The sequence below is a fragment of the Burkholderia sp. AU38729 genome, assembly GCF_020419725.1.
GTDB lineage: Bacteria > Pseudomonadota > Gammaproteobacteria > Burkholderiales > Burkholderiaceae > Burkholderia.
The window spans coordinates 57586-82470 of record NZ_JAIZQO010000018.1; the positions used below are offsets into that span (position 1 = coordinate 57586).

At 59.5% G+C, this 24885-nt stretch carries 24 protein-coding genes and 1 tRNA gene; 9 read left to right on the plus strand and 16 right to left on the minus strand.

Annotated elements, in window-relative coordinates:
* Positions 1–26: 26 nt before the first annotated feature.
* Entirely contained in the window at positions 27–269 is a 243-nt protein-coding gene (locus LGM56_RS36895; protein ID WP_264171067.1) for a tyrosine-type recombinase/integrase, read from the minus strand.
* A 243-nt stretch (positions 270–512) separates the two neighbouring features.
* On the opposite strand from LGM56_RS36895, the gene LGM56_RS34110 reads away from it, so the two are divergent.
* The gene (locus LGM56_RS34110) at positions 513–1211 is read left to right on the plus strand and encodes a hypothetical protein (protein WP_226207977.1); all 699 of its coding nucleotides are present in this window, start codon (positions 513–515) and stop codon (positions 1209–1211) included.
* A 10-nt stretch (positions 1212–1221) separates the two neighbouring features.
* Positions 1222–2328, plus strand: coding sequence for an XRE family transcriptional regulator (locus tag LGM56_RS34115; protein WP_226207978.1), 1107 nt, complete (start codon positions 1222–1224; stop codon positions 2326–2328).
* A 210-nt stretch (positions 2329–2538) separates the two neighbouring features.
* Here the strand turns inward: LGM56_RS34115 and LGM56_RS34120 are convergent, their stop codons facing one another.
* The 9 genes from LGM56_RS34120 to LGM56_RS34160 form a co-directional block, all read right to left on the minus strand.
* A complete protein-coding gene (locus LGM56_RS34120) occupies positions 2539–4497 on the minus strand; it encodes a phage/plasmid primase, P4 family (protein ID WP_226207979.1) in 1959 nt (652 codons plus the stop codon).
* Positions 4498–4568: 71 nt separating this feature from the next.
* Positions 4569–5717, minus strand: a complete 1149-nt coding sequence (locus LGM56_RS34125; RefSeq protein WP_226207980.1) for a tyrosine-type recombinase/integrase — start codon at positions 5715–5717, stop codon at positions 4569–4571.
* Between the two features lie 772 nt (positions 5718–6489).
* On the minus strand, positions 6490–7089 hold the full coding sequence (locus LGM56_RS34130) for a hypothetical protein (protein ID WP_226207981.1): 600 nt from the start codon (positions 7087–7089) through the stop codon (positions 6490–6492).
* Positions 7086–7604 carry a hypothetical protein gene (locus LGM56_RS34135; RefSeq protein WP_226207982.1) on the minus strand — a complete coding sequence of 173 codons (519 nt, stop codon included), beginning with the start codon at positions 7602–7604 and terminating at the stop codon, positions 7086–7088. The genes LGM56_RS34130 and LGM56_RS34135 overlap by 4 nt, the downstream gene beginning before the upstream one ends.
* A 112-nt stretch (positions 7605–7716) precedes the next feature.
* On the minus strand, positions 7717–7881 hold the full coding sequence (locus tag LGM56_RS34140; protein WP_226207983.1) for a hypothetical protein: 165 nt from the start codon (positions 7879–7881) through the stop codon (positions 7717–7719).
* A 95-nt stretch (positions 7882–7976) separates the two neighbouring features.
* Positions 7977–8246, minus strand: coding sequence for a hypothetical protein (locus LGM56_RS34145; protein WP_226207984.1), 270 nt, complete (start codon positions 8244–8246; stop codon positions 7977–7979).
* Positions 8247–8426: 180 nt separating this feature from the next.
* A complete protein-coding gene (locus LGM56_RS34150) occupies positions 8427–10085 on the minus strand; it encodes a HEPN domain-containing protein (RefSeq protein WP_226207985.1) in 1659 nt (552 codons plus the stop codon).
* 39 nt (positions 10086–10124) lie between these two features.
* Positions 10125–10412 carry a PAAR domain-containing protein gene (locus LGM56_RS34155; protein ID WP_226207986.1) on the minus strand — a complete coding sequence of 96 codons (288 nt, stop codon included), beginning with the start codon at positions 10410–10412 and terminating at the stop codon, positions 10125–10127.
* 149 nt (positions 10413–10561) lie between these two features.
* Positions 10562–11035, minus strand: a complete 474-nt coding sequence (locus LGM56_RS34160) for a MarR family transcriptional regulator (protein WP_226207987.1) — start codon at positions 11033–11035, stop codon at positions 10562–10564.
* A gap of 145 nt (positions 11036–11180) precedes the next feature.
* Between LGM56_RS34160 and LGM56_RS34165 the strand changes: the two genes are divergently transcribed.
* Entirely contained in the window at positions 11181–11639 is a 459-nt protein-coding gene (locus LGM56_RS34165; protein ID WP_226207988.1) for a helix-turn-helix domain-containing protein, read from the plus strand.
* Between the two features lie 148 nt (positions 11640–11787).
* Here the strand turns inward: LGM56_RS34165 and LGM56_RS34170 are convergent, their stop codons facing one another.
* Together LGM56_RS34170 and LGM56_RS34175 are read right to left on the minus strand one after the other, a co-directional pair.
* Positions 11788–12915, minus strand: coding sequence for a HEPN domain-containing protein (locus LGM56_RS34170; protein ID WP_226207989.1), 1128 nt, complete (start codon positions 12913–12915; stop codon positions 11788–11790).
* A 679-nt stretch (positions 12916–13594) separates the two neighbouring features.
* Positions 13595–13670, minus strand: a tRNA-Lys gene (locus tag LGM56_RS34175).
* A gap of 190 nt (positions 13671–13860) precedes the next feature.
* On the opposite strand from LGM56_RS34175, the gene LGM56_RS34180 reads away from it, so the two are divergent.
* Positions 13861–14265: a PaaI family thioesterase gene (locus LGM56_RS34180; RefSeq protein ID WP_059232891.1), complete on the plus strand. Its 405-nt coding sequence runs from the start codon at positions 13861–13863 to the stop codon at positions 14263–14265.
* Between the two features lie 8 nt (positions 14266–14273).
* Positions 14274–15140: a patatin-like phospholipase family protein gene (locus LGM56_RS34185; protein ID WP_089441282.1), complete on the plus strand. Its 867-nt coding sequence runs from the start codon at positions 14274–14276 to the stop codon at positions 15138–15140.
* 49 nt (positions 15141–15189) lie between these two features.
* Here LGM56_RS34185 and LGM56_RS34190 read toward each other — a convergent pair whose 3' ends face one another.
* Positions 15190–16203: a D-2-hydroxyacid dehydrogenase family protein gene (locus LGM56_RS34190; protein WP_089495855.1), complete on the minus strand. Its 1014-nt coding sequence runs from the start codon at positions 16201–16203 to the stop codon at positions 15190–15192.
* Between the two features lie 426 nt (positions 16204–16629).
* On the opposite strand from LGM56_RS34190, the gene LGM56_RS34195 reads away from it, so the two are divergent.
* Positions 16630–17679 carry a LysR family transcriptional regulator gene (locus tag LGM56_RS34195; protein ID WP_089426598.1) on the plus strand — a complete coding sequence of 350 codons (1050 nt, stop codon included), beginning with the start codon at positions 16630–16632 and terminating at the stop codon, positions 17677–17679.
* 113 nt (positions 17680–17792) lie between these two features.
* On the opposite strand, the gene LGM56_RS34200 is transcribed toward LGM56_RS34195, so the two are convergent.
* The 3 genes from LGM56_RS34200 to dprA form a co-directional block, all read right to left on the minus strand.
* On the minus strand, positions 17793–20390 hold the full coding sequence (locus LGM56_RS34200; protein WP_039353751.1) for a DNA topoisomerase III: 2598 nt from the start codon (positions 20388–20390) through the stop codon (positions 17793–17795).
* A gap of 193 nt (positions 20391–20583) precedes the next feature.
* Positions 20584–20964, minus strand: a complete 381-nt coding sequence (locus LGM56_RS34205) for a thioredoxin family protein (RefSeq protein WP_039353754.1) — start codon at positions 20962–20964, stop codon at positions 20584–20586.
* Between the two features lie 36 nt (positions 20965–21000).
* The gene (dprA, locus tag LGM56_RS34210) at positions 21001–22347 is read right to left on the minus strand and encodes a DNA-processing protein DprA (protein ID WP_226207990.1); all 1347 of its coding nucleotides are present in this window, start codon (positions 22345–22347) and stop codon (positions 21001–21003) included.
* Between the two features lie 185 nt (positions 22348–22532).
* On the opposite strand from dprA, the gene def reads away from it, so the two are divergent.
* From def to LGM56_RS34225, 3 genes are all read left to right on the plus strand, one after another.
* Positions 22533–23036: a peptide deformylase gene (gene def / locus LGM56_RS34215; RefSeq protein WP_006477461.1), complete on the plus strand. Its 504-nt coding sequence runs from the start codon at positions 22533–22535 to the stop codon at positions 23034–23036.
* Between the two features lie 34 nt (positions 23037–23070).
* Positions 23071–24054: a methionyl-tRNA formyltransferase gene (gene fmt, locus LGM56_RS34220; protein WP_089441279.1), complete on the plus strand. Its 984-nt coding sequence runs from the start codon at positions 23071–23073 to the stop codon at positions 24052–24054.
* A 120-nt stretch (positions 24055–24174) separates the two neighbouring features.
* Positions 24175–24810, plus strand: a complete 636-nt coding sequence (locus LGM56_RS34225; RefSeq protein ID WP_226207991.1) for a LysE family translocator — start codon at positions 24175–24177, stop codon at positions 24808–24810.
* Positions 24811–24885: the final 75 nt, after the last annotated feature.

Consider the following 24885-nt stretch of genomic DNA (forward strand, 5'->3'; position numbering starts at 1 on the left):
GGCGTGTTCCCGGTGCCTACAGGCGCTTAGAACCGGCAGGCATGCCAAGAAGTAGCAGCCAAGGCGTCTTCGTCCCTTGTCCCTCGTTGCTTATGCTGTTTCTGTACCGTGTAGAGCGAGATTCCGCTCGCGACCAGCAGCGATGCAAACGTGTGTCGGGTGTCGTGGATACGGAACGGCTTGTCGATGCCAGCAGCGTCCAGGATGCGCCGGAGCGCTTTTCGAGGATCGGATAGGGGCTTAGCTCTGCTGGTTATCGGAAGGATCAATAGGCGAAAACCGCCGGATGCATAGTTTTTCGTGAGGCAGGCGATGTGCCGCTCGACCAGATACCGAACGGGTGAGAGGTGCTACATCAAGTGCCGGGGGCTGGGATCGGCCGGAAACAGTCCGCTCGATGCATTTTCTTGGCTGATCGCTTCCGGGGGAGCATCCGTCACTCGCGGACTCGTTTTTCCGCTTTATTGACCTCAATTTGAGGTACACTTTCCGGAAACGTGAGAGGAGCCTCTATGCGCAACTTTGAACTGACAGCCGCCAATGCCTTTGTTCGCCGTGCCACGATTGTTGATGATCCGGCGTTGGTGGAAGCACGGCTGCAGGCATTGCATCCTGACTTGAACACCATTCTCTTCAAGGATGCCGTCAGGGGCGGTCTGGGAGGACGCAACGAGGTCACGCGTGCATCGGCTCCGACGGCAGCAGGCGTGCAGCAGTGGCTGAAAACTGTTGAAGATCTGCGTACTTTGCTCGCGGCGCTCCAATGGCATATCCACGAGCAGCAGAACTGTCCTTTCATCAGTGCGCCCGATCGTTCCATCTCCATCGTGGTGATGACTGGTAACGGTGAAACGGGGAAGAATGGCATTGAGGATCCCACGAACCAAGCCGAGAAGGGGGCCGTGGCGGAGGGCTTTGTCCAGCAGAACAGTCAGTTGGAGCTCTTCAACCGTGACTCGTTCATGCTTGCAAAAGAAAAGCAGAAGGAAACTCAGGTTTGGGCTCTGCTGTACCACTACGACAAGGCATTGAACGAGGTTCGTTTCGAGCTGTCTTTGCCGACAGGATTCAACAACAAGAAAATCACTGATTGGGGTGTTCGCTTGATTCTGGGCAGCATCCCCAACAACCCGGCTGACTTCACTATTCGCAAGGACGTACCTAACGCGCCCGCCATGGTGGAAGTCGAGCCGAAGACAGGTACGTTTTGAGTAGTTGATCATGTCCGAAATTAACCCCAAGCAAATCACATTTGCCAGGGTAAGAAGGCGCTTGACCAAGGCGCAATTAGCCAAGGAGTTGGGTGTCACCAGCCGTAGCCTACAGAACTATGAGACTGGTGCATCGGCTCCCGACCTGGAACTTCTGGCCCGTATCGCAAAGCTGCTGAAATTTCCTCAGCAGTTTTTTTTCATTGACGAAGACATGCCAGAAATCAAAGAGCATGCGGCGAGTTTTCGCAAGCTCTCAAAAATGACGGACGGTATGAAGGCATGTGCGTTTGCGGCTGGCGCGATTGCCTTCAAAGTCAATCAGTGGATCGAAGACCGCTTCAGCCTGCCCCAAGCTGATCTGCCGGACTTGTCCGATCTGAGCCCAGAGGAAGCTGCTGCTACCCTGCGAAGAGCATGGGGCCTCGGTAATGCCCCCATCCCCAACATGGTCCATCTGCTGGAGTCAAAAGGGATTCGTGTGTTTTCTCTGGCAGAAGAAACCCGTGAGGTGGATGCCTTTTGCACTTGGTATGAAGGTAAGCCCTTCGTCTTTCTCAACACCGTTAAGTCTGCCGAGCGCAGCCGCTTCGATGCTGCTCACGAACTCGGCCATCTGGTGCGGGACATCTACACCATGCAGCATGGTCAGCCCCACGGGCCAGAGATGGAGCGCCAGGCCGATGCATTTGCCTCAGCTTTTCTCATGCCGAAGGAAAGCGTGGAGGCAAACCAGCCTCCCGCCTACACCATTAAGTACCTATTGAAGCTGAAGCACTATTGGGGGGTGTCGCTGGCAGCGCTGGCCTTTCGATTCAACTCGCTTGGGCTAGTCAGTGAATGGAACTATCGAAGCCTATGCATCGAGATTGCCAAGAGCGGCTATCGCACGAACGAGCCAGAGCCGATGGGCAGAGAAACTTCTCAGCTCCTCACCAAGGTGCTCGACATTCTGCAAAGCCGAAAGCAGGGACGCCGTGAAATCGCTGAGAGCCTTAGTCTCAGCGTGGATGAGATCAATGCGCTGACTTTCCAACTGACCAATCTGTCTGTGGTTTCAGGAACTGCTGATATGGGGGCTGCGCCCAGAGTTCCGCCGAAATTGCGGCTCGTGTAGTCGAGTCGATCATGATCTATCTCAGGTTGATGTCAATTCCAGCGGCGCTGGGCGTGGGGGGAGCGACTTCGGACGGGTGATGTTCGGCAGCGGATTCGACACGTCTCGATCCACTGACATGCGGCTCGCTTTGAGACTGAGATTGGGGCGCCAGTAGAAGCAAAAAAGGGCCTAGCTTTCGCCGCTAGGCCCTTTTGCGTATCTGACAGGTTACGCCTCCGTCTCCACATCCCTGAATTCCGTTTTTTCGTCATCTTCGAGGCTCAGTTCGTCCGCCAGCGAAACCTTCTTGACGGGTGGGGTCGTTGGCGTGACCGAGCGCCATTCGACGGGGCGATAGTAACGATTGTTGCCGCTCTTTTGCACTGTGATGCCCATCCGCCTGAGTTCGTTCCCGAACTGCGAATCGGACTTCACGTTGGTGTAGCCGTTGGCCTTGCAGAACTTGCTATAGCTCTCGTAGAGATCAGTCGTCTTGATTCGACTGGGCTGGGTGCTCTTTGTGGCCACAGTGTTCATGAACTGAGCCACGGGGTTCGAATCTAGCTTGTACTCCGTGACGGCTTGCACGCTGGACGAGACGCGAGTGAATTTTCCAGTTCTGTTCAGTCGCCGGAGACCTTGGATTGCCCAAACGAAGATGCCCGGTAGTTCATCAAGCAATTTCTCGTGGAGGTCGTGTTCTCGCTCGTGCTCCGCAAATCGCCGATTAAACGTCAAAATGGCGAGGCGGCGAGAGAAGCCGTCTGACGTATCGCTCAGTTCAGGCAGCGTGTTCCCGGTCGCCACGATGCGCGCATAGGGTTTGAACGAGAAGCCATCTTTGCCCTTCTTCTCGGCGTAGACCGCGTCACCGCCGACGATCTCCTTGATTGCCCCTTCATTCACGCGATGGGTCCCGGAAATTTCGCTGCAAAAATTGGCGAGCTTGCCTAGTAGCACCGCATTTCGAAACGCTTGGCCGAAGGTGTGGAGCGGCACAGTGGCGTAGTTTTCCGTGCCTAGTAAGGCTTGCATCACTTCAATGGCGACACTCTTCCCGTTCGCACCTTCGCCGATACACCACAGCATGATTTGGTGTTTGTTTGACGGCACTAGCAGATATCCCATGAACTCCTGTAAAAACAGGGTCTTTTCCTCCTTGTCTTGATCCAGTTCGAAAACTTCCTCGACAAACTTTAGCCATCGTGGGCAGGTTGCATCTTCACGATACTCGATTTCGAGGCGGTTTCGATGCCAGTTGTTCGCAGCATGGGTGCGGAGCTTCCCGGTGTTGAGATTTACCACGCCGTTGAGTACGCAAACTGTCATGGGAGTGGCGTCAGGAAATTCATCAAGGTGAGCATGTGCCCTTAAGGCATCTATGAGGCTACGCATTGTCGCGGGCGAGGTCAGGACATCATGCAACTGGGAGCCCTTGCGTGAGAACGCCTTCTGCATCGCCAAGACGGACACCGGTGCCCAGATGCCGCCGCTGTATGCGTAAAACTCGCCGTTTACGAAAGTGAGTCCATTGCTATACATGGCCGCTTGAGCTTCAGCGGCGAGGTCGTAGTAATTTCGCTCGTCCGAATCGGTACCCGCAGACGTCTTGCTAGCGACACGAGGCTGCGCTGGCGGTAGCGTATCGAAATCCAGAAACTCTGCATCGACATGGACATCAATGAAGTGATCGTCCGGGTTCGATTCTGGTCGCGACGGCATGAAATACAAGGTATTGGGGTTCTCAGACACCGGATCGTATTGAACATCCAAAAACTGTGCGAGCCGTCTGACGTAGTCGGCGTAGGAGGGCGGGCTAACCGGACTGTGAAATGGCACGATGATCCGAAGCCTGGGAGCCTTTGAGGTGTGCGAGTACGTCGTGTGGCAGAGTGACTTGAAGGATTGGATCGACTGACGAACGAGGGCAAGCTTGTCGACGGGTAAGTTGTCAAGGTCGAGGACTGCAGCACTCACGTCAACGATTGAATCCTTCCGCCGTCGGTTCCGTTGGTATCGAGAAAAGTTGAAGGCAGGGGCTTGAATCTTGTCGTCAAGCACAGGATGGCCATCCTCAGAGAGAAACGTGACGATGTCCTCGAATGGATGTGTTGTTGTTTTAACCTTGCTGGAACGTTCGATGTTCTCGATTGCAGACAGGGATAGCATTGGGTCACTGTTGTTCATGAATAGATTGATTCCGAAAAAGTAGGATTACTAAAAAATCGCCCCGAATCCGGGGCGAGGAGGGTGGTGCATCAGGCGATCATTTGCCCGATTGTCTCGACGCCATCACGCAGGGTTGCATCGGCGAGGTGCGAGTACCGTTGTGTTGTACTGATTTGTGCATGGCCGAGAAGCTTCTGTACCGTGTAGAGCGAGATTCCGCTCGCGACCAGCAGCGATGCAAACGTGTGTCGGGTGTCGTGGATACGGAACGGCTTGTCGATGCCAGCAGCGTCCAGGATGCGCCGGAGCGCTTTTCGAGGATCGGATAGGGGCTTGTCGGCATTACGGCCCGGAAACACGAATGGCGAATCCAGCGCACTATCGCGAAGCTCCCGGAAGACTTGCTGTGCCGCTGCGCTCAACTGCACGTGACGCGGCTTACCGGCTTTCGTATGCGGGAGCAGCCAGACGCCTTTTTCTAGATTCACATGGTCCCAGCGTGCCGAGAGCGCTTCCTGACGGCGAACGCCCGTGAGCAACATCACTTTCAGAGCGGCACTCGCGACCGAGTTACGTTCATTGGCCATCGCGACAATGACGCGTTTGGCTTCATCCTGTGTGAGAAACGTCTCATGATGATTGTCTTCCTTGAAGAGCTTGATACCCTGCGCTGGATTGACATTGACGTGTCCCCACTCGACAGCGAGGTTGAGCATGCGGCGGATCAGAGCAAGGTGACGATTGGCGTAGGCCGGGGAATGCGTCTGCTTGATCTTCTCGTGATACGTCATAAGTTCTTGCCGGCTGATCGCCGACAGTTTCTTGTCGCCGAGCACGGCATAGATGTGCAGGCGGAGCTTGGCTACGTCGTCCTTGGCAGAGCGCTTACGAGACAACGCGTGCGGGATATACGCCGATTCGGCGAATTCCTTGAACGTTAGCTCATCACGCTTGATCCGCCGTGCTTCGGCCGGGTTGAAGCCACGATCGACCTCTGCGCGGTGTTGCAAGGCAGTGGAGCGTGCTTCATCCAGATCGATTGCTGGGTACTCACCGATACGGATTGCCGACTTCCTACCGTCGAACGTGTATCGGAAGAACCAAGTCTTGCGGCCTGAAGGGTAGATCTCGATCTTGAGGCCGACGACTTGGGTGTCCGAGCATTCGGTACTTTTGCTTGGGCCGACGTGTGACAGCGCAGCAATATTCCGCTTGCTGAATGAAAATTTCTTAAGCATAGGGGTGTGTTTTCAAATTTTTAAAGAGCCCATGCGACGGCGGCAGAATGGCCCGCCGTCGATGGTCCCGCCGGTGCGGGAAGGTCGTTCGTTCGATGCGTTGCGCTGCATCGGTGAAGTGAATTCTCGGGGAGCCGAGAGGGCCGGTCAATCATGAAATTGGTCGAAAAGTGGGCTAAATCCGTCTAATTTCAGCTTTTTTTCGATGATCAATCAGGACTGCGACATGGTTTTGTCCAGGACTTCCACCGGAACATCCCTGACCGGTTTGTCGCGCGATTCTTTAGTCCGTGAGGCTGAAAAGATTGATGGGGTGTTGCTGAGTTGCAACAAACCTTGGAAATGTTGGGAAAGTGAAGAATTTCGTTGGACGAGTTGAGGGGCTTCGTGCTGAAGATCTGGGCCATATCCGGTCTGCGCGGCGTCGGTGAGTGTGGATGGCGGAGGCGTGACCGCACAAAAAGCAGAACTGTGGGACCGCCCGCCCTGCCCGCCCAGTATCGGACGGGAGAGCGGGGGGCTAGCTCGGTGGTGATAGGCCGAACCACTGGCAGGTCAGCACAAGAGCGCGTCGTTCCGCTTCGACACGCGTTACGCCGTCGCCTTCCTCGATGATGGCGGCTCTTTCCTCGAAGAATTCCCTCTGATTTGCGTCTAGCGATTCAAGTACAAGACGTTCAGCCGGAGCCAGTTCGGCAGAGGCGGACATGATTGAATCCCCTATTGAGAAGATGATGTGATGGGAGGGCGGGTAGGACAGGGCGGGCAGGTGCTAAATACGCATTGCGTCGCGGATCGCGAAGAACGATTGGGCGAGTTTTTGCTCGTATTCGTCCAGGTCGTCGCGCTTGCCGGCGAGATAGCCTTGGTAGCGCTTGACGCTCGTCTGATCGGGTGATTCGAATTCGAGAAGCATCGGATCGCGGAACCGGATGACTCCCCAATCGTCGGCGTGTACCGGTAGCCGCTGCACTTCGGAGGCGAGCAGCAGCAACAGCAGCGTCGCTTTCGATTCGGACAGGTCGCACCACTCGTCCGGGATATCCGCATCCATGCTCGCGATGAACCTGTCGCGCGTGGCTGAGAATCCCAGCATGAACGTCGGACTGCCTGCGTGCAGCACACACCAGCCGAGGCGGATCATAGAAAGACACGAAATGACGTTCTCGGGCTGGATGCCGTACTCGATACAGAATTTGATCAGCGTCTCGGAAACGTCATCTCCGATGCTTCGGTCGCGTTGCTCGGGGGCGTCGAGCGCGTCACGGAAAGCGGGCGAATAAACGTCGGCTGATAAAACTCGTGGAATCAGCAGCCGCTTCACGTCGCTCGCCAACCCGTCGATAGACTGAACCCGGTTCGGCATGGTCATTCTGCTGTCTCCCCGGCATTGTCTTTCTTCGATTTGCTCCGTTTTGCTTGGACTTTATTGGCAGCGTCAGCCGGTTTGGTGTCGGCTGGCTTGGGTTCCTCGATCGGCGTGCCTTCGAGCTGGAGTGCGGCGGCCTTCCAGTCGGCCCACTCGCCGGCGATGACATGCTGAAAGTCGCTACCGGGTGCGGCGTCCAGGAGTTGTTCCTCGCGCAGAACAGCAGCGAGGAAGCCCGCGTTGTTGCTGGATTTGCCGACGAATGCGGAAGCGAATACCTTGGAGGGGAACGGGCTACCGTCCTTGTACGATGCGACGCTGTCGATGGCCTTGTCGAAGTCGATGAATTCACGGGAGAAGTAGCCGCCGCCGTCGTTACCGGTGATGCGGATGAACACCTTGGTCCGCTCGCTGTCCGACACGATGTCGTATCGGATCACGCCGGTCGATCGCTGTCCGACCTTACGCGCTTCGCCGGAACGCAGAAGAATATGAGCGGATTGGGTTTGCGTAGTCATGGGAATGGGCCCAGAAAAAGGCGTGAAAAGGCCCTGATGACCGCGAAGGGGCATCAGGAAAGGGAATCAGGGGAAGTGGCCGAAAAGGCCGGAAAAGACGGGAAAGTGAGGGTCAGCGCTTGTAGCTGAAATACACGCCGAACGACACTTCCTTGGGGAGTGCGGTCTGCTTGATGTTCTCGATCACGGAGGATGTGCCGAGAGACGCAAGGCTGCTGCTGGACGGCTTGGGGGAATGGGATGGGGTGTAATGCTTGGTGCTGGATGATCGATTCATGGATACCTCGTTGATGTGGCGTCCCTCGTCTGGCGAGAAGGGCAAAGGCTTCGTCAAAGCCTCACAAAAAGAATGTATCCATGAAGATCGGTTTATTACGGGGCGTCGATCCTGCGCTTGAAAAGCTGCCTCGATGCGTTCCGTTTGATGTTTGGCGCTGCTTCGTACACTTTCAATGCCATAGTGGCGAGTGACGTCGCTGAGGCGGCGATGGCCTTACCCATGAGCCGGGAGTCTGTCGCGGTAAGCGGGTGTGGTGTGGTGAATTCGAAGTGGTCGGGATAGACCTTGAGGCCACAGTGACGGAACCGGGTGTACCGAAATGCTCGCTGGATCTCGGGTGCGTGATCGCGCAGGTCGATCATGTTTCTTGCTTGGGCGTCTACGAGATGGTATCGATGTGTATTCATTCGTTATCCTACATGCATAAATCATAAAAACCCGGAATCCATGCGGGGTATGGCCTCCAGGTAGCTATATTTATGTTTGATAACGAGGGGCGTTTCTCGTGGGTTTTCCAGGCTTGCCGTATTGGCACACAACCTTCAGGTGCTCTCGATGAAGTAGGCCTGCGTCAGCTCTAGTCGTCTTGTTTCGGTTTCTAAAAATGCTTCGCCCCAGCATTTAATTTTTTCCTCGCTTTGGCCGAATATTTGTGCGACGGGAATGATGCCGCTTTTTCGCATTCGGTACCACGCCTTAAGCGCATCAACGTGATGCGATGAATATTCAATTCGTCCATCTCGATATCGTAGGAAACATGACTGGGTTTTGATTCCGTTGATTTTCGAAAGCTCGTCAAATTGCTCTTCGGTCAATTTGAAAAATCCGGCCGATTCTGTAACTCTCGCTAGTTGCACTCTATCAACATTGGCGCGAAGATGTAGGTGACTGTGGTTTTTGAAGCAACCAAGAAAATCATCGGGGGTCATTCCGAAATCTATGAAGGCCCAGTACGTTAGCATCAACGCTATTTTGCTTACTATTATTCCAATGCGGCCAAAGTCGGATTCTATCAAATCAGGTGCGTCGCCATGAGCAACCGCATCTCTGATGCTTTTTATCTGATCGAAGTCGTGATTGGTCAGATTTATGATTGACCGAATATCCTCATCCATGGTGTCAAGGACGAGTCTATATTGTTCGCCGAATGATAAATCCCCGCTCTTTAAAAAAATTTCCGCAACCGCTGAAAAGACTGCGCTCTCCTGTTCTTCGGATAGCTGCGGCACGACCTTCTTCAATGCCGTATGCAGTTTCGTGCCTTTAAGTTCTTGGCCTTTCGACGGCTTTCTTTTCTGGCCCTTCGTTCGCTGGTCGACATACTTGTCCAAAAGGCTCACATAGCCAAGAGCTTTGTATTCCCAGAACCCATCATATCGTTGCATCCCGGCCAGTCGGACCCACGAGACTTTGCGATACGTAGATCGGTAATAGTTCTCGAATACGGTCTGCCATCGCCCATCAAAAAGGGATTTCCTGGCAAAGTAATCGGACCAGCCTCGGCTTTTTCCATCCTGAGGTTGTTTTTTGAACGTTGAGAAGAAGGCGTAGTGGTATTTGCCATCTTTGCAAGTGGTCAATATGTTGACGATGGTTAAGGGGATGGCCGTCAAGATTGATAGCAATGTTGACAATTCATGTGGCTTTTCCTTTATATCCTTGGCTGAAAAAAATCCGTCAGCACTCTCAAAATTGAAAAGCACATGCTCGTGGATGATGTGATCTTCACCCTTGTGGTCGATGCTGACAACTGTTTCGGTTGATAGGGTGAATGATTGCGCATCATTTTCCAGTGATACGGTAATCTGCTTCAGCTTATCTGCGCCTCCTGCCTCCGGATCTATCTTCTCCTCAATGCGTCGAAACGGCATGAACCATTCGTTGATGTCATCGAAGCGGACGCTGATTGCTTTGAAATCTCCGGTCACCTCTCCAGCAACGACGTAATCAATTGCTAAGGAATATCCGATGACTGAACAGTCGAACAGCGTGAAGACGTCACCTTTCTTCGTGGTCGCGATCAATCGCTCGTATTTTTGATCCTCACGGAAACGATCATACGTCCGCCAATCTTCGAAATGGAGGTGTGGCCAGTGGTCCGCGCCAAACCTAAGGGTTGCCTCCCCGAGTTCGCCTAGTTCGTCATGGGTTACCTGGACGTCGAAGCTGTAGTGTCCGGAAAAATCGATCTCTGTCGACATAGTTAGGTAAGAATGATGATTGACCTGAGTTTCGAGGCGCTAAGCGATAACACTCGTCACTTTCTGTGATGCGACGAGCCTAGGTGGGGTCGAGCATTTACAAATGCACAAATCATCGCTCAGTGCCACGCGGCGACCGTCCGGCCCCGTCACTGGAAGTCGGAGGCCATCGCACTGTATTCTGCCGATCGTTCTGCACATTGGACAGAACACAATGTCGTCCTCATGTGCGATCTGTCGACCACCGAGCGGGAATGACGTTGCCTTGGCCTGTACCAAGCCTGCCACCGTCGTATGATCGCCATCGAAAATCACGTATCGGGTCATGGCCTAACTCACTCGCCTTGCTAATGCCAATTTGTTGTACACCATCGGCACCCCTCGATGATGGGAATTGTTTCGCCTACGACGAGGTAGCGACAGCGTCCTAATTGTGCAGGGATGCCCATTAACGTGCTTCCGGGCCGGGTTGAGCGTTATGCGACGCGCGCCAGAATTCGCCGCTGGGCCTGATACTGGACGCTGTGCGAGTCACCCTGTAGTTCTTCTAGAGCCGTCGTCAAAACGTCCTGATACAAGGGTAGTAGTGTGGCGAGCGGTTCGGCGATTCCGGCATCCGCTGCAAGGTTGTTCACAAGGTGCTGATACCCGTCGAAACCGAACATCCGGTTTCTGAGGGGGGTGAGTATGCGTCGCCGATCGTCGTTGAGTTCTTCGCGGATTTCGATGTATCCGAATTGCTGGAGGTCGAATACAGCACCAATCACCTGTCCGTGACTCCCGCCCAAAGTGCAGCTCAGTTCGTGCAGGGTCATGCCGGGAAATGCACATATCAACGTAAGCGCGCGAGCTGCGATTGGTGTCATTTGCAAAGCGTTGCTGAGTGCTGAGGCGCGGCATCCTTCATAGACGGTAATGAAGGCGTGGAATTTAGTGAGGGAGTCGTTCATGGCCGTGGTTCATTGCTTTTCTGGAAGAGGCAAGACCGCATCTCGGTCTGCGATCGACCGCCCGACGGAGCTTCAGTCCCCGCCCCGCCGTGGAGTCTCTGAAAAGATACGACAAAGCTCAGGTCGACACAACCCAATTGGAATATTGAATTCCAAATTTGACATTCATCAAAATTGGAATGAAGGCGACCATTACAGCGCTATGACAACCCGCCCGAACCCTTCCCCCGACGAGCATGATGACGCGATGCTGGCTGTCCGCGTTGGTAGTGCGATTGCAGAGCGCAGGCGTGCGCGTGGACTGACGCAGGCCAAGCTGGCTGAAATGATCGGCCTGGAGCAAGAAGCGATAAGCCGATGGGAGCGCGGGACAAGAGCGCCGACTCTGTACCGGCTCCAGCAGTTGAGTGATGTGCTGGACTGCTCGGTGGATCAATTGCTTCAGCGTGGATCGCGGCGAGCGGATGACCAGTTGTCGGTCGTAGCGGCGTCACTGGCAGAGCTACGGGAGGACGAGCGGGTGCTGGTGGTGAATTTTGTGCAGCAGTTCGCCGATATGCTTCGGGCGAGACGGCCGGAGAAGGCGCGTCCGCGTAAGGGCTGACGGAAACCTAATGCCTGCGAGTGCGGTGACCGAAGCGCGTGGAGGGGATGTCAGTCAGCGTCAGATCAGGTCTGAGTTGCATGAACGTCACCCCGTCAAGGGCCGTGATCGACCCGAAGCGGGCCGTTAAATAATTCTGAAATCAGATTTAAGAAGCTCGCCTTTCTCGCTGTTGTTTAACCTTCCACCAGTCAACCACTGAGCTTATTTCGGTACGCAAAACTCGATTCAAATAGCCCTGTGCTAGCGTTACGATTTTCGCTTCCTTATGTGTCAAGCCTGACGAAACGCCGTGTACTATCTTTGAGCGTAGCTGGTATATTCCCCTCATTTCCTCGCGCGTCTTTCTTCTATCTTCTGTTGTTTTGTTTAGTATGAATGCGCACCTGTCGGCCAGCTGCTCTGTAATTCCTAAATTTTGACTTTGCTCTGCCAAAACGGCTTCTAAGCCGATGCAGGTTTTTACGAAGCTCGTGGTCACATCTTCGTCTATTGCTGCGTCAAAAGACCACTCTAACGCTCGCCGAATTGATCTTACATTTTCCTCGGCCTCCGGATTATTCAATACTTCAATGGCAAGCTTGATTTGCTGGATTTTTTCTGAGTATTCTGGCAGATCAACCAAAAAGCACATGAAAAGGTTATTTAAATAATTTGAAATTCCAAGGCCAAGCTCAAACACGCCAATATTCGTTGAATTTGTTTTCGATTCTTTAATATTTGCCAAAAAAATCGACTTTGTTTGCGTTCCAAAGAGATTGAAAGTCATCGGAGTGCGTCCAGGTCTACTCATGAATAGGCCGAAGAGTTGTCCTATTTTGCAAGCCACTTTGAGTCTTGCCAAGGCATTCCTGGCGGCAGAGTTATGTTGCGAACCCTGCGCATAGCCGCGTGCGTCAACACTGATCTTTGGCGCTCTGTCTTTTAAGTTCAAATTTTCGAGATTCAATTCTTTTCCTGGTATCAGTCGGACTGAATCCCCCATCTCTACAATGCCAGAAAGTCCTTCAAGGCTTGGCGCTGGAAATTCAAATGAATAGGACCGCGGTAGACTCTCAAGCTTTTCAATAATGCGAGCCGTAATCTCTCGAACAACCTCTTCGTTAAGTATTGCGTCCAGGGTTTCGTTGGAATTGTTAAATAAATTATCAGAGCCAAAGTATTTTACGGTTTGAATATATATAATTTCCCTTAGATCATCTTCGCTGATCCACTCACTTAGCGCTTTCGATGCATTTTTGTAAAATTGATCCAGATGACTCGACCACAGGTTCAAACGGTTGCTTTCCTTTGCACAATTTCTTAGCGCACCATTTAACTTGTTTGATAGTGATTTTTTCAGATCTGCGTTTTGAAGGGGTTGGTTAATGTGCATAATTTCACTTCGTTATTTGTGGATTTTTGGTAAATCTGCAAATGCCGTGGTCGTGGCTGAAATTATTTCTAAATCACGGCGCTCAGCAATGCTGAGGCAAGCCATGGACGAGGGTGGGCAACTCAAACCGCAACATATGAACTATAGCGAACTCTGATCAATGGTCACGGAAGGTAACGGGTGGTGACATGAAGCTGCTGCCAAAGGCAACTCGGATGATGTAATTGGGACCATCTGCTTCTGGCCGAACTGAGTCAGTCGGTCTGATGATGTCTGCTTGGTCTAGTCCAATTTTATGCACTCGATGTGTGCGAATGCGGCGACCGAATCGTGCGCAGTGGAGGGAGGGGAGGGCGAAAATTCGCGCCGCGCGAGCGCCTACACCGACCTACATCGATGTTCGGCGGCGAAGTGGGGCGGGCTGGGCGGGCGGGTGGAAATATCGAGCGTGGCGGGGTGGTGCGGAGGCCGTCGAGTGTGTACTGACACTGCGCGGAGACAATCGACCGGAAATGCTCCGCAAGGTGGCGGCAGAAAGCAAAAAGCCCGGTCAGCTTTCGCTAACCGGGCTTCAAATGCTTGGTGGGGCGTGAGTGACTCGAACACTCGACCTACGGATTAAGAGTCCGCTGCTCTACCAACTGAGCTAACGCCCCCAACAGAAGAAAGATTATGCATGGGTATTTGAGGTCTTGCAAGCCCTTTCTGCAAATTTCCTGAAAATATTTCGTCACCGCTACGGCAGGTGCCGGCCCGAGCACGAGCGATCGCAGTTTCCGCGCTCCCGGTATGATGACGCCACACGTGTTGCGCGGCGGTCGCGCAACGCTTTCTGGGCTTTCGAAGATGGACGAAAACGCAGTCCGCGAATTGCTGGATCGCCTGCTGGCCCCCTGGGTCCGCTCGCTCGGTCTGGTCCCCGTGTCGATCGGCGACGACAGCGTTACGCTGCGCCTGCCGTTTTCCGGCGAATTCCGCCATTCGGGCGGCATCATCTGCGGCCAGGTGTTCACGGCGGCCGCCGACACCGCGATGGTGGTCGCGATCTCGGTCGCGCTCGGCGAGTTCCGGCCGATGACCACCGTATCGCTGAACACGAACTTCATGCGGCCCGTGCGCAAGGGCGACGTGCTCGTCACCGCGCGCGTGCTGCGGATGGGCCGCAATCTCGTATTCGGCGAAGTCGAGCTGTTCGACGAGGACGGCAAGATGGCCGTTCACGCGACGTCGACCTACGCGCTCGTCAGCTGAGCGGCGCGATGTTCGACCAGATCGTCTTTGCGGGCGGCGGCAATCGCTGCTGGTGGCAGGCTGGCTTCTGGGACGTCGCCCAGCCGGCCCTCGGCCTGCGCCCGCGCGTGATCACCGGCATCTCGGCCGGCGCGGCGACCGCGTGCATGCTGTATACGCGCGACGCCGCCTGGGTGATGCGCTATTACGAAGAGGCGCTGCGCCACAACCGGAAGAACGCGTACTGGGGCAACCTGTTCGGGCGCGAGCCCGTGTTTCCGCATTACCGGATTTACCGTCAGGCGCTGCTCGACATCTACGGCGAGCCGTTCGCGAAGCTGGCCGCGGCGCCGGAGATCCGCATCGGCGTGTCGCACGTGCCGCGCTGGCTCGGCGCGCGCAGCGCGGTGGCCGCCGGCCTCGTCGCGTACAACATCGAGAAGTACGTGCGCAAGACGCTGCATCCGACGCTCGGGCGCTCGCTCGGCTTTCGGCCGGAATTCGTGCGCGCGCAGGCCTGCACGCGCGTCGACGATCTCGCCGACCTGATCCTGCAGTCGTCCTGCACGCCACCGTTCACGCCGGTGCTGCGCCGCGGCGGCCGGCCCGTGCTCGACGGCGGGATGGTCGACAACGTGCCGGTCGACGCGCTCGACCCGACGCCCGGCGACGTGCTGGTGCTCGTCACGCGGCTGTACCCGCGCCCGCAGATGTTCACGGTCGCGCACGGCGAGCAGCGGCGGCTGTACGTGCAGCCGTCGAGCAAGGTACCGATTTCGAGTTGGGATTACACGAGCCCGTCGCAGATGCGGCATGCGTACGATCTCGGGCGGCGCGACGGCGAGCATTTCCTCACGCGCGTCGGCGCGATGACGGGCGGCCGCGTGGCCGCCTGAAGACGGGAAGCAGGAAGCGGAGCCGCGCGGCAGGCGCGGCCCGCAGCGCTCAGCGCACGCGGCGCGGCGTCAGGGCTTCCGGGTTGACGACGCTCGACATGTCGCCCTGGTCGAACGCCAGGATGTTCCGGAATGCCGCGCTGAAGTAGAGCTCGTAGCTTTCGCGCTCGACGTAGCCGATGTGCGGCGTGCAGATCACGTTTTCCATCCGCAGCAGGCTGTAGCCCTGCAGGATCGGCTCGCTCTCGAACACGTCGATCGCGACCATTCCCGGACGGTTGTGCGACAGCGCGTTGACCAATGCATTTTCCTCGAGCAGTTCGGCGCGGCTCGTGTTGACGAGCAGCGACGTCGGCTTCATCCGCATCAGGTCTTCCTGCTTCACGATCCCGCGCGTGTCGTCATGCATGCGCAGGTGCAGCGACAGCACGTCGCTCTGCTCGAACAGCGCTTCGCGGCTTTCGGCGGCCGTATAGCCGTCGGCGCGTGCGGCCTCGAGCGAATGCTCGCGGCCCCAGATCAGCACGTTCATCCCGAACGCCTTGCCGTAGCCGGCGACGAGCCGGCCGATCTTGCCGTAGCCCCAGATGCCGAGCGTCTGGCCGCGCAGCACCTGGCCGAGGCCGAAGTTCGGCGGCATTGCCGACGTCTTCAGGCCCGACTGTTGCCACGCGCCTTGCTTCAGGTTCGCGACGTATTGCGGAATGCGGCGCTGGGCGGCCATCACGAGCGCCCAGGTCAGTTCGGCGGGGGCAATCGGCGAGCCCGTGCCTTCGAGCACGGCGATGCCGCGGTCGGTACACGCGTCGAGATCGATGTGGCTCGAAATGCGGCCGGTCTGGCTGATCATGCGCAGGTTCGGCAGCTTGGCGAGCAGTTGCGACGAAATTGGGGTCCGTTCGCGAATCAGCACGAGCGCCTCGACTTCCGCCAGACGGCTGGCGAGTTGTCCCAATCCGCGCACCGTATTGTTGAAGACCTTCACGTCGTGGTCGGCAAGCATCTCGAAGCAGTTCAGCTTGCGGACGGCGTCCTGGTAGTCGTCGAGGATGGCAATTTTCATGGTGAGCGGGTGTCGCGCGTTGAAAGCGGCGGTGGCGGCGGCGCACGTCGCGCACCCGTCCCGCCCGGCCGGGGCCGACATGATGCTACGTCGGCCGCCTTCATGGTGTCTTTTTAACAGGTTGTTACGCTCCGCCGCAATTGGCGGCGGCCTGACCCGGCGCCGCTTGCGCGACGGGTGGAAGGGTGCGCTGTTGTGTCGCATCAAATACGTCCTTCCTGATTCGGCCACATACTCGACGAGGTTCACCCAATTGTTGCTTCAATCAGAATAATTGGATCAACTATCCGCAGAGGGCGAGGATTTTTGACTATTTTTATCGTCAACCGGGGCCTTGTTGAGCAACTCTGCATCATTTCCGCTGTCGTAGGAGAATTACGCATTTGCTTCATCTTTTTGAAGTTGTAACAGCGGCAGGAGTCGTTTATGGATCATTTGCAGTCGATGCGCGTGTTCGTCAAGGTTGCAGATCTCGGCAGTTTTGCGCGGGCCGCGAGTGCAATGGATATCTCCAACGCGGTCGCGACGCGTCACGTCGCCGATCTGGAAGGCCGGCTCGGCACGCGTTTGCTGAACCGCACCACGCGCAGCCTTTCCCTGACGGAGTCGGGCCAGGTCTATCTGGAGCGTGCTCGCCAGATCCTCGATGAGCTCGAGGACGTCGAGCAGATGGTCGTTGCGCGCAATCACGAGCCGGTCGGAACGTTGCGCATCGTTGCGCCGGTCGTGTTCGGCCTGCACAACCTCGCGCCCGTGTTGCAGTCGTACACGGAGAATTTCCCGAAAGTGGTGCCGGATCTCACGCTGGTCGACCGGCAGGTCGATCTCGTCGAGGAAGGCTTCGATGTCGGCATCGTCGTCACGCGCCAGATGCGCAGCGCGAGCATCGTCACGCGGCGCCTGACCACCGGCTGCATGACCGTGTGCGCGACGCCGAGCTACCTGGAGAAGCACGGCGTGCCGACCCATCCGGAGCATCTCGCCGAGCACCCGAGCCTGAGCCTGCCGACCGAATACTGGGGTGACGAGCGTGTGTTCACGGGGCCGGACGGCGAAGTGCGCGTGCGCCCGACCAATGTGATCGTCGCGAACAACACCGCGATGCTGCGCCAGTTCGCGCTGCTCGGGATGGGGGTCGCGATTCTGCCGAGCTACCTGATCGGCGGCGATATCGCGCGCGGCGCGCTCGTGCGGCTGCTGCCGGATTTCCGGCTGCCGCAGGTCGAGATCAACATCGCTTACCCGAGCCGGCGCCATCTGCCCGCGAAGGTGCGCACGTTCATCGACCACCTCGTCGAGCATTTCAGCCACTCGACCGACGCGACGATGGGCGAGCAGTGGGCCGCGCAGAGTTCGGCGCTCGCGCCGATCGGTGTCGAGACACGTGCCGAGCAGCCGGAAGCGGCCGACCCGAACCTATCGCCGCGCCTGCCGCGTTCGCCGCGCACGCGCGTTGCGGCGCCGTCGCCGCTGTAACGGCGCGACGGCCGGGCGGCGGTTGCCCCCGGCGCAAAGAAAAACGCGGATCGAGCAATCGATCCGCGTTTTTTTATGGGTGCCTGGCCGGGGGAGCCCCGGCCGTCAGGCCGTCACGAGCCCGTCTTGCGCGCCGTCGTCTTGCGGGCGGCGGTCTTGCGAGCCGGTGCCGGTTTCTCTTCGGCGCCTTCCGTCACGGTTTCAGCATCCTTCGTCGCCGATTTTGCCGTCTTCTTCGCGGCAGCGGCCTTCGGCTCCTTCTTCTCGAACTCGAAGCCGATCTTGCCGTCCGGCTGCTTCACGAGGAAGGCCTTGAAGTTGCGGCCCGTGCGCGACGACTTGAAGTTCGGCAGCAGATCCGTGCGGCCGTCGGCCAGCAGCTTGCCCATCTGCTCACGCGTGATTTCCTGCTGCAGGATCACCTTGCCCGAGCGGAAATCGCAGGTCTTCGGGTTGGCCACCGAGTGCTCGCACACGTAGCTCATCCCGTGCTCGAACACGCGGCCCTTGCACTTCGGGCACGCGCCGACCGGCTCCTGTGCGGAAAAGTCGGGCGCTTCGCCTTCCTCGCCGCCGGTGTCCTGGCCGAAATCGAACTCGAGCTTGTAGTTCTTCGTCTCGTCGTCGAAGGACAGCTTGAGGATCGCCGAGAACGGGCGGCCCATCTTGCTGCGGAAGCCGGACAGCGGGCCGATCGTCTTCTCGCGCAGCAGCTCCTCGACTTCCGCGATCTCGAACTGCCGGCTGCCCGGGATCTTCGAGATCGAGAACTCGCACTTCGTGCACGCGAAGCGGCGGTAGTTTTCCTTCACCTGGCCGCCGCAGTTCGGGCACGGCGTCTCGAGCGTCGCGTAATCGCCGGGGATCGTGTCCGAATCGTATTCCTTCGCGCGCTTCACGATCTGCTGCGTCATGCGGGCGATTTCCTGCATGAACGCTTCGCGCCCGAGGTTGCCGCGCTCCATCTGCGACAGCTTGTATTCCCATTCGCCGGTGAGCTCGGGCGCGGTGAGTTCCTTCACGCCGAGCCCGCGCAGCAGCGTCATCAGCTGGAATGCCTTCGCGGTCGGGATCAGTTCGCGGCCTTCGCGCACGAGGTATTTCTCGCCGAGCAGGCCTTCGATGATCGCCGCGCGCGTGGCCGGCGTGCCGAGGCCCTTCGCGGCCATCGCCTCGCGCAGTTCGTCGTCCTCGACGAGCTTGCCCGCGCCTTCCATCGCGGACAGCAGCGTCGCTTCCGAGTAGCGTGCGGGCGGCTTCGTGACGAGCGCGACGGCGGCGATTTCGTCCGTCTTCACCTTCTCGTCCTTCTGCACCGGCACGAGGTTCGCATCCGCGCCTTCGGCGTCGCGGCCGTACACCTGCAGCCAGCCCGGTTCGACCAGCACCTTGCCTTCGGTCTTGAAGTGATGGCCGGCGACTTCGGTGATCCGCGTCGTGACGCGGAATTCGGCGGCCGGGAAGAACACGGCGAGGAAGCGCTTCACGACCATGTCGTACAGCTTCTGCTCCGGCTCGGACAGCGACTTCGGCGCCTGCAGCGTCGGGATGATTGCAAAGTGGTCGCTGATCTTCGAGTTGTCGAAGATCCGCTTGTTCGGCTTCACCCAGCCCTTGTCGAGCACCTGCTTCGCGTGCGGCAGGTAGTTGTTGCTCTCCTTGAGCATCTCGAGCGTGGACTGGACCGTCGACAGGTAGTCTTCCGGCAGCGCGCGCGCGTCGGTACGCGGGTAGGTCAGCACCTTGTGCTTTTCATACAGCGCCTGCGCGAGGCCGAGCGTGTTCTTCGCGGAGAAGCCGAAGCGGCTGTTCGCTTCACGCTGCAGGCTCGTCAGGTCGAACAGCAGCGGCGAGAGCTGCGTCGACGGCTTCGATTCCTCCGAGACCGTGCCGACCTGGTCGCGGCACGCAGCGACGATCGTTTCGGCAGCCGGCAGGCTCCACAGGCGGGAGTCGCGCTTTTCCGGATCGAATTCGTCGCGCTTGAATTTCGGGTCGTACCACTTGCCTTCGTAGAAGCCGCCCGCGCACGCGAATTCGGCCTTCACTTCCCAGTAGTCGCGCGGGACGAAGCGGCGGATTTTCTCTTCGCGTTCGACGACGATCGACAGCGTTGGCGTCTGAACGCGGCCCACTGTCGTCAGGAAGAAGCCGCCGCCCTTGCTGTTGAACGCGGTCATCGCGCGGGTGCCGTTGATCCCGACGAGCCAGTCGGCTTCCGAGCGGCAGCGTGCGGCGTCGGCGAGCGGCAGCATGTCCGCGTCGCTGCGCAGGTTCGCGAAGCCGTCGCGGATCGCCTGCGGGGTCATCGACTGCAGCCACAGGCGCTGGACCGGCTGTTTCGCCTTCGCGTGCTGCGCGATCAGGCGGAAAATCAGCTCGCCCTCGCGCCCCGCGTCACATGCGTTGATCAGGCGGTCGACGTCCTTGCGCTTCAACAGCTTGGTGAGCACCTTGAGGCGCGACTCGCTTTTTGCGATCGGGTTCAGGTCGAAATGCGGGGGGATGACGGGCAGATGCGCGAAGCTCCATTTCCCGCGCTTGACCTCGTACTCTTCCGGGGCGGCGATTTCCAGCAGGTGGCCGACAGCGGACGAAAGGACGAAATCGTCGCTTTCGTAATACTCGTCATGCTTGGTAAAGCCGCCCAAAGCGCGTGCGATGTCGTTCGCGACAGAAGGCTTTTCCGCAATGATCAGTGCTTTGGACATGACAGGTGTGTGTTGGTAGACCGGGTTCGCCGGTTGTGGGTCCCTTTTACGACCGCTTTATAGCACACGCCGCAGCAATGGCGGCTCGGCGTGCAAAAAGCGGCCCATCATAGAGGGGGGCCGCAGCGGCGGCAAGCGCCCGGCGCGGCGGGGCGCGCAAATGTGCGCTAAACCACCGGGCCGCCTCGCGAAGTCAGGCTTCGACGGCCAGGATATTGCGCAATTTCGGTGCGTGCGGCGCACCGGGTACTGCGCTCAGGTCGGACAGCATCCGCTCGACGATCGCCGCATGCGGCAGCACCGTGCCGAAGAAGCGGGCGGTGTGGGTATCTTCGATCAGGATGGTCGGGAAGTTCTCGACGTCGAGATCGTCGAGCTGGTCGGCATGCGTTTCGATGTCGATCCAGGCGAAGCAGGCGTCCGGATGCGCGTCGGCGAGCTGGTCGAAGGCCGTCCGGTAGTCGCGGCACGTGCCGCACCACTCGGCGCACAGGCAGGCGACGAGCAACGTGCCGGGATCGGCGAGGCGCTCGGCGATCCGATCCGCATCGGTGTCGAGATTCAGCGCGGGCATGGGTTTCCTTGAGTATCGTCGGCGGCCTGGCCGCCCCTATGCGGGGGAATGTAGCACGCCGTCCACGGGCGGGGTGCGCGCTGCGTCAAGCCGCGCGAAGCGTCCGCCGGGGAGGCTGGCGACGCGGCCGACCAGTTCCAGCGCCAGCAGCGCGCGGTGCAGCACGTCGTCAGGCAGGCCGCTGTGCTCGGCGAGCCATTCGTAGGTGACGGGGCCGTATCCCAATGCGGCAAGGACGGCCTGCTCGGCGGGGGTGGCGGGCAGCGGTGGCGCCGGCGCCGGTGCGTCGTCTCGGGCGGACGCGGTGGCCGGAACGGCATCGCCATGTTGGATCACACCGGCAGCGGCACGCCGAGTGGCGGTTTCGGTTTCGCGAAGGTCGCCGGTACCCCTGCACGGATGCCCGGAACACGCCGCACCGCCCGCCGTGCCGGCTTTCGATTCTCCCAGCCCGTATTCCTCGAGTACATCGAGCGGCGCCGCCGTGAGCTTCGCGCCGTCGCGGATCAATGCGTGGCAGCCCTGCGCGAGCGGCGCATGGATCGAGCCCGGCATCGCGAACACATCGCGCCCCAGTTCGTTCGCGAGCCGCGCGGTGATCAGCGAGCCGGAGCGCGGCGCGGCCTCGACGACGAGCGCGCCGACCGCGAGCGCGGCGATCAGCCGGTTGCGCTGCGGGAAGTGGGCGGCGCGGGCCGGCGTGCCGAGCGGCCATTCCGACACGATCGCGCCGTGCGCGGCGATCTCGTGGGCGAGTGCGCGGTGCCGCGCCGGGTAGACGAGATCGGCGCCGGTCGCGATCACCGCGACCGTGCCCGACCGGCCGTCGAGCCCGCCACGATGTGCGGCGGCGTCGATTCCGAGCGCGAGGCCCGACACGATCGGCAGCCCGGCGTCGGACAGTTCGCGTGCGAAGTGCGTTGCGTCGGCGAGCCCCTGCGGCGTGGCGTGACGACTGCCGACCACGGCGAGACTGCGCGCATGCAGCAGGTCGAGCCGGCCCTTTACATATAGCAGCAGTGGCGGATCGTGCAGGTCGCGCAGCCGCGGCGGGTAGGCCGGATCGTTGAGCGTGACGAGCGCATTGCCTGGCGCGTCGAGCCACGCGAGCGCTGCGTCGGTGCGCGCGTCGAGATCGCCGCGCTCGCTTGCGCGCACGGCCAGGGCGGCGGCGGCGCTGGTCACGGCGGTGATGGCGTGATCGGGCGCACGCAGCAGCGCGTCCGGCGAGCCGAACGCATCGAGCAGTGCCTGCAGTGCGGCGGGGGCGAGGCCGGGCGCATGCGCGAGCTGCAGCCATGCGCGCACGGCGGAGGTGGTCAGCGCGTGCGGCGACATGAGGCGCCCCTCGAATGCGGCGGCCAGCGGACCGCGTGGCGCCATGATAAAATTTTCATCATCCGAAATACTCGACAGGGCCGCGCGCGCAGGCGCCCGGCCAATTGCAGGAGGCGTGATCCGCGGCATTGATTCGCCGCGCGTCCGCCTCATCTTCATTGCATCCCGGCGGCAGCGCCAGCCGGCCGGATGGCCGATGCGGCACGCCGCTCCACCGAATACCGAACGCCATGGCTTTACTCAATATTCTTCATTACCCCGACAAGCGGCTGCACAAGGTCGCGAAGCCCGTCGACAAGGTCGACGACCGGATCCGCAAGCTCGTCGCCGACATGGCCGAGACCATGTATGCGGCGCCGGGCATTGGCCTTGCCGCCACGCAGGTCGACGTGCACGAGCGCGTGATCGTGATCGACGTCTCCGAGGAGAAGAACGAGCTGCGCGCGTTCATCAACCCGGAGATCGTGTGGTCGAGCGATGCAAAGCAGATCTATGAAGAGGGCTGCCTGTCGGTGCCCGGCATCTACGACGAAGTCGAGCGTCCCGATCATGTGCGCGTGCGTGCGCTCAACGAGCAGGGCGAGACCTTCGAACTCGATTGCGAGGGCCTGCTGGCCGTGTGCGTCCAGCACGAGATGGATCACCTGATGGGCCGCGTGTTCGTCGAATACCTGTCGCCGCTCAAGCAGACGCGCATCAAGACGAAGATGAAGAAACTCGAACGCGCGATGTAACGCGCGTTCGCCCAGCCCGACCCCGAACGCTGTCATGACCCATACGTTGCGCGTAGTTTTTGCCGGCACGCCGGAATTCGCCGCGGCTGCCCTCGCCGCGATCCACGAGGCCGGTTTTCCGGTGCCGCTCGTGCTCACCCAGCCCGATCGCCCCGCCGGGCGCGGGATGAAACTGCAGGCGAGCGCGGTGAAGCGCTACGCCGTCGAGCACGGGATGCCCGTCGCGCAACCGCCGTCGCTGCGCCGGGCGGGCAAGTACCCGGCCGAGGCGGCCGACGCGATCGAGCTGCTGCGCTCGACGCCGCATGACGTGATGGTGGTTGCCGCATACGGCCTGCTGCTGCCGCAGGAAGTGCTCGACATTCCGCGCAACGGCTGCATCAACATTCACGCGTCGCTGCTGCCGCGCTGGCGCGGCGCCGCGCCGATCCACCGTGCGATCGAGGCCGGCGACGCCGAGACGGGCGTCACGCTGATGCAGATGGACATCGGCCTCGACACCGGCGCGATGATCGAGGAAGCGCGCATCGCGATCGCGCCCGACGAGACCACCGCGACGCTGCACGACCGGCTCGCCGCCGAAGGCGCGCGACTGATCGTCGACGCGCTCGTGAAGCTCGAGCGCGACGGCGTGCTGCCGGCGACGCCGCAACCGGCCGACGGCGTGACCTATGCGGAAAAGATCGGCAAGCACGAAGCGGCACTCGACTGGCGCAAGCCGGCCGACGTGCTTGCGCGCCAGGTGCGGGCGTTCGATCCGTTCCCGGGCGGCGTCGCGACGCTCGACGGCGCGGCGATCAAGCTGTGGGCAGCCGAGCCGGTGGCGGCGCGCGGCGACGCGGCGCCCGGCACGATCGTCGAAGCCGCGCCGGAAGGCGTGGTCGTCGCGTGCGGCAGCGGTGCGCTGCGCGTCACGCAGTTGCAGAAGCCGGGCGGCAAGCGGCTGCCCGCGCGCGAATTCCTGGCCGGCTCGCCGCTCGCCGCGGGCCAGCGTTTCGCGCTGACCGACGTTGCCTGACGCGGCCTGACCGCCATTCGACACGGCCTGCCGGGCGTGCGCAATCGGCCGGATGGTCGAGTCGCGCGGCGCGGCAGGCGCGCGTAGAATTTCCCTGCGCTCCCCGGTTTCGAGGTTTTCATGTTCGGCATCACCCATTTCGGCTTCTTCGTGCTGGCAGTCTTCCTGCTGAACGTCACGCCCGGCCCCGATACGGCCTATATCGTCGGCCGCAGCGTCGCGCAGGGCCGCGGCGCGGGGCTGATGTCGGCGCTGGGCATTTCGGCCGGCTGCTGCGTTCACGCGCTCGCCTGCGCATTCGGCCTGACCGCGCTGCTCGCGGCGTCGGCTGCCGCATTCACGGTGATCAAGCTGGTCGGCGCCGCCTACCTGATCTACCTGGGCGTGCGGATGATCATCGCGAAGCAGGCGGCCGAGCCGTCGGGCACGGCGGCCGCGCAAGCCGCGAAGCCGCTGCGCCAGCTGTTCATGCAGGGCTTCTGGACCAACGTGCTGAACCCGAAGGTCGTGCTGTTCTTCGTATCGTTCTTCCCGCAGTTCGTGTCGGCCGACAGCCCGCACAAGGCATGGGCGTTCCTGACCCTCGGCGGTGTGTTCGTCGTGATGAGCACGGTGTGGACCAGCCTCGTCGCGTGGGTCGCGGGCAGTGTCACGGCGCGCTTCTCCGGCAAGCCGGGCGTCAAGAAGTGGCTTGACCGCACGGTCGGCAGCGCTTTCGTCGGCCTCGGTCTTCGTCTTGCAACATCGCAACGGTGAGATTGAATTTTTCCGGCAAGACCTTATCTAACAAAACGCTTACAATTTTCCGCCGCGCCCTTTTGATGCGCGGCG

Coding starts and splice junctions, on each gene's coding strand:
- LGM56_RS34110 (WP_226207977.1), top strand. CDS start 513: ATGCGCAACTTTGAACTGACAGCCGCCAATGCCTTTGTTCGCCGTGCC.
- LGM56_RS34115 (WP_226207978.1), top strand. CDS start 1,222: ATGTCCGAAATTAACCCCAAGCAAATCACATTTGCCAGGGTAAGAAGG.
- LGM56_RS34120 (WP_226207979.1), bottom strand. CDS start 4,497: ATGAACAACAGTGACCCAATGCTATCCCTGTCTGCAATCGAGAACATC.
- LGM56_RS34125 (WP_226207980.1), bottom strand. CDS start 5,717: ATGCTTAAGAAATTTTCATTCAGCAAGCGGAATATTGCTGCGCTGTCA.
- LGM56_RS34130 (WP_226207981.1), bottom strand. CDS start 7,089: ATGACCATGCCGAACCGGGTTCAGTCTATCGACGGGTTGGCGAGCGAC.
- LGM56_RS34135 (WP_226207982.1), bottom strand. CDS start 7,604: ATGACTACGCAAACCCAATCCGCTCATATTCTTCTGCGTTCCGGCGAA.
- LGM56_RS34140 (WP_226207983.1), bottom strand. CDS start 7,881: ATGAATCGATCATCCAGCACCAAGCATTACACCCCATCCCATTCCCCC.
- LGM56_RS34145 (WP_226207984.1), bottom strand. CDS start 8,246: ATGATCGACCTGCGCGATCACGCACCCGAGATCCAGCGAGCATTTCGG.
- LGM56_RS34150 (WP_226207985.1), bottom strand. CDS start 10,085: ATGTCGACAGAGATCGATTTTTCCGGACACTACAGCTTCGACGTCCAG.
- LGM56_RS34155 (WP_226207986.1), bottom strand. CDS start 10,412: ATGACCCGATACGTGATTTTCGATGGCGATCATACGACGGTGGCAGGC.
- LGM56_RS34160 (WP_226207987.1), bottom strand. CDS start 11,035: ATGAACGACTCCCTCACTAAATTCCACGCCTTCATTACCGTCTATGAA.
- LGM56_RS34180 (WP_059232891.1), top strand. CDS start 13,861: ATGGACGAAAACGCAGTCCGCGAATTGCTGGATCGCCTGCTGGCCCCC.
- LGM56_RS34185 (WP_089441282.1), top strand. CDS start 14,274: ATGTTCGACCAGATCGTCTTTGCGGGCGGCGGCAATCGCTGCTGGTGG.
- LGM56_RS34190 (WP_089495855.1), bottom strand. CDS start 16,203: ATGAAAATTGCCATCCTCGACGACTACCAGGACGCCGTCCGCAAGCTG.
- LGM56_RS34195 (WP_089426598.1), top strand. CDS start 16,630: ATGGATCATTTGCAGTCGATGCGCGTGTTCGTCAAGGTTGCAGATCTC.
- LGM56_RS34200 (WP_039353751.1), bottom strand. CDS start 20,390: ATGTCCAAAGCACTGATCATTGCGGAAAAGCCTTCTGTCGCGAACGAC.
- LGM56_RS34205 (WP_039353754.1), bottom strand. CDS start 20,964: ATGCCCGCGCTGAATCTCGACACCGATGCGGATCGGATCGCCGAGCGC.
- dprA (WP_226207990.1), bottom strand. CDS start 22,347: ATGGCGCCACGCGGTCCGCTGGCCGCCGCATTCGAGGGGCGCCTCATG.
- def (WP_006477461.1), top strand. CDS start 22,533: ATGGCTTTACTCAATATTCTTCATTACCCCGACAAGCGGCTGCACAAG.
- fmt (WP_089441279.1), top strand. CDS start 23,071: ATGACCCATACGTTGCGCGTAGTTTTTGCCGGCACGCCGGAATTCGCC.
- LGM56_RS34225 (WP_226207991.1), top strand. CDS start 24,175: ATGTTCGGCATCACCCATTTCGGCTTCTTCGTGCTGGCAGTCTTCCTG.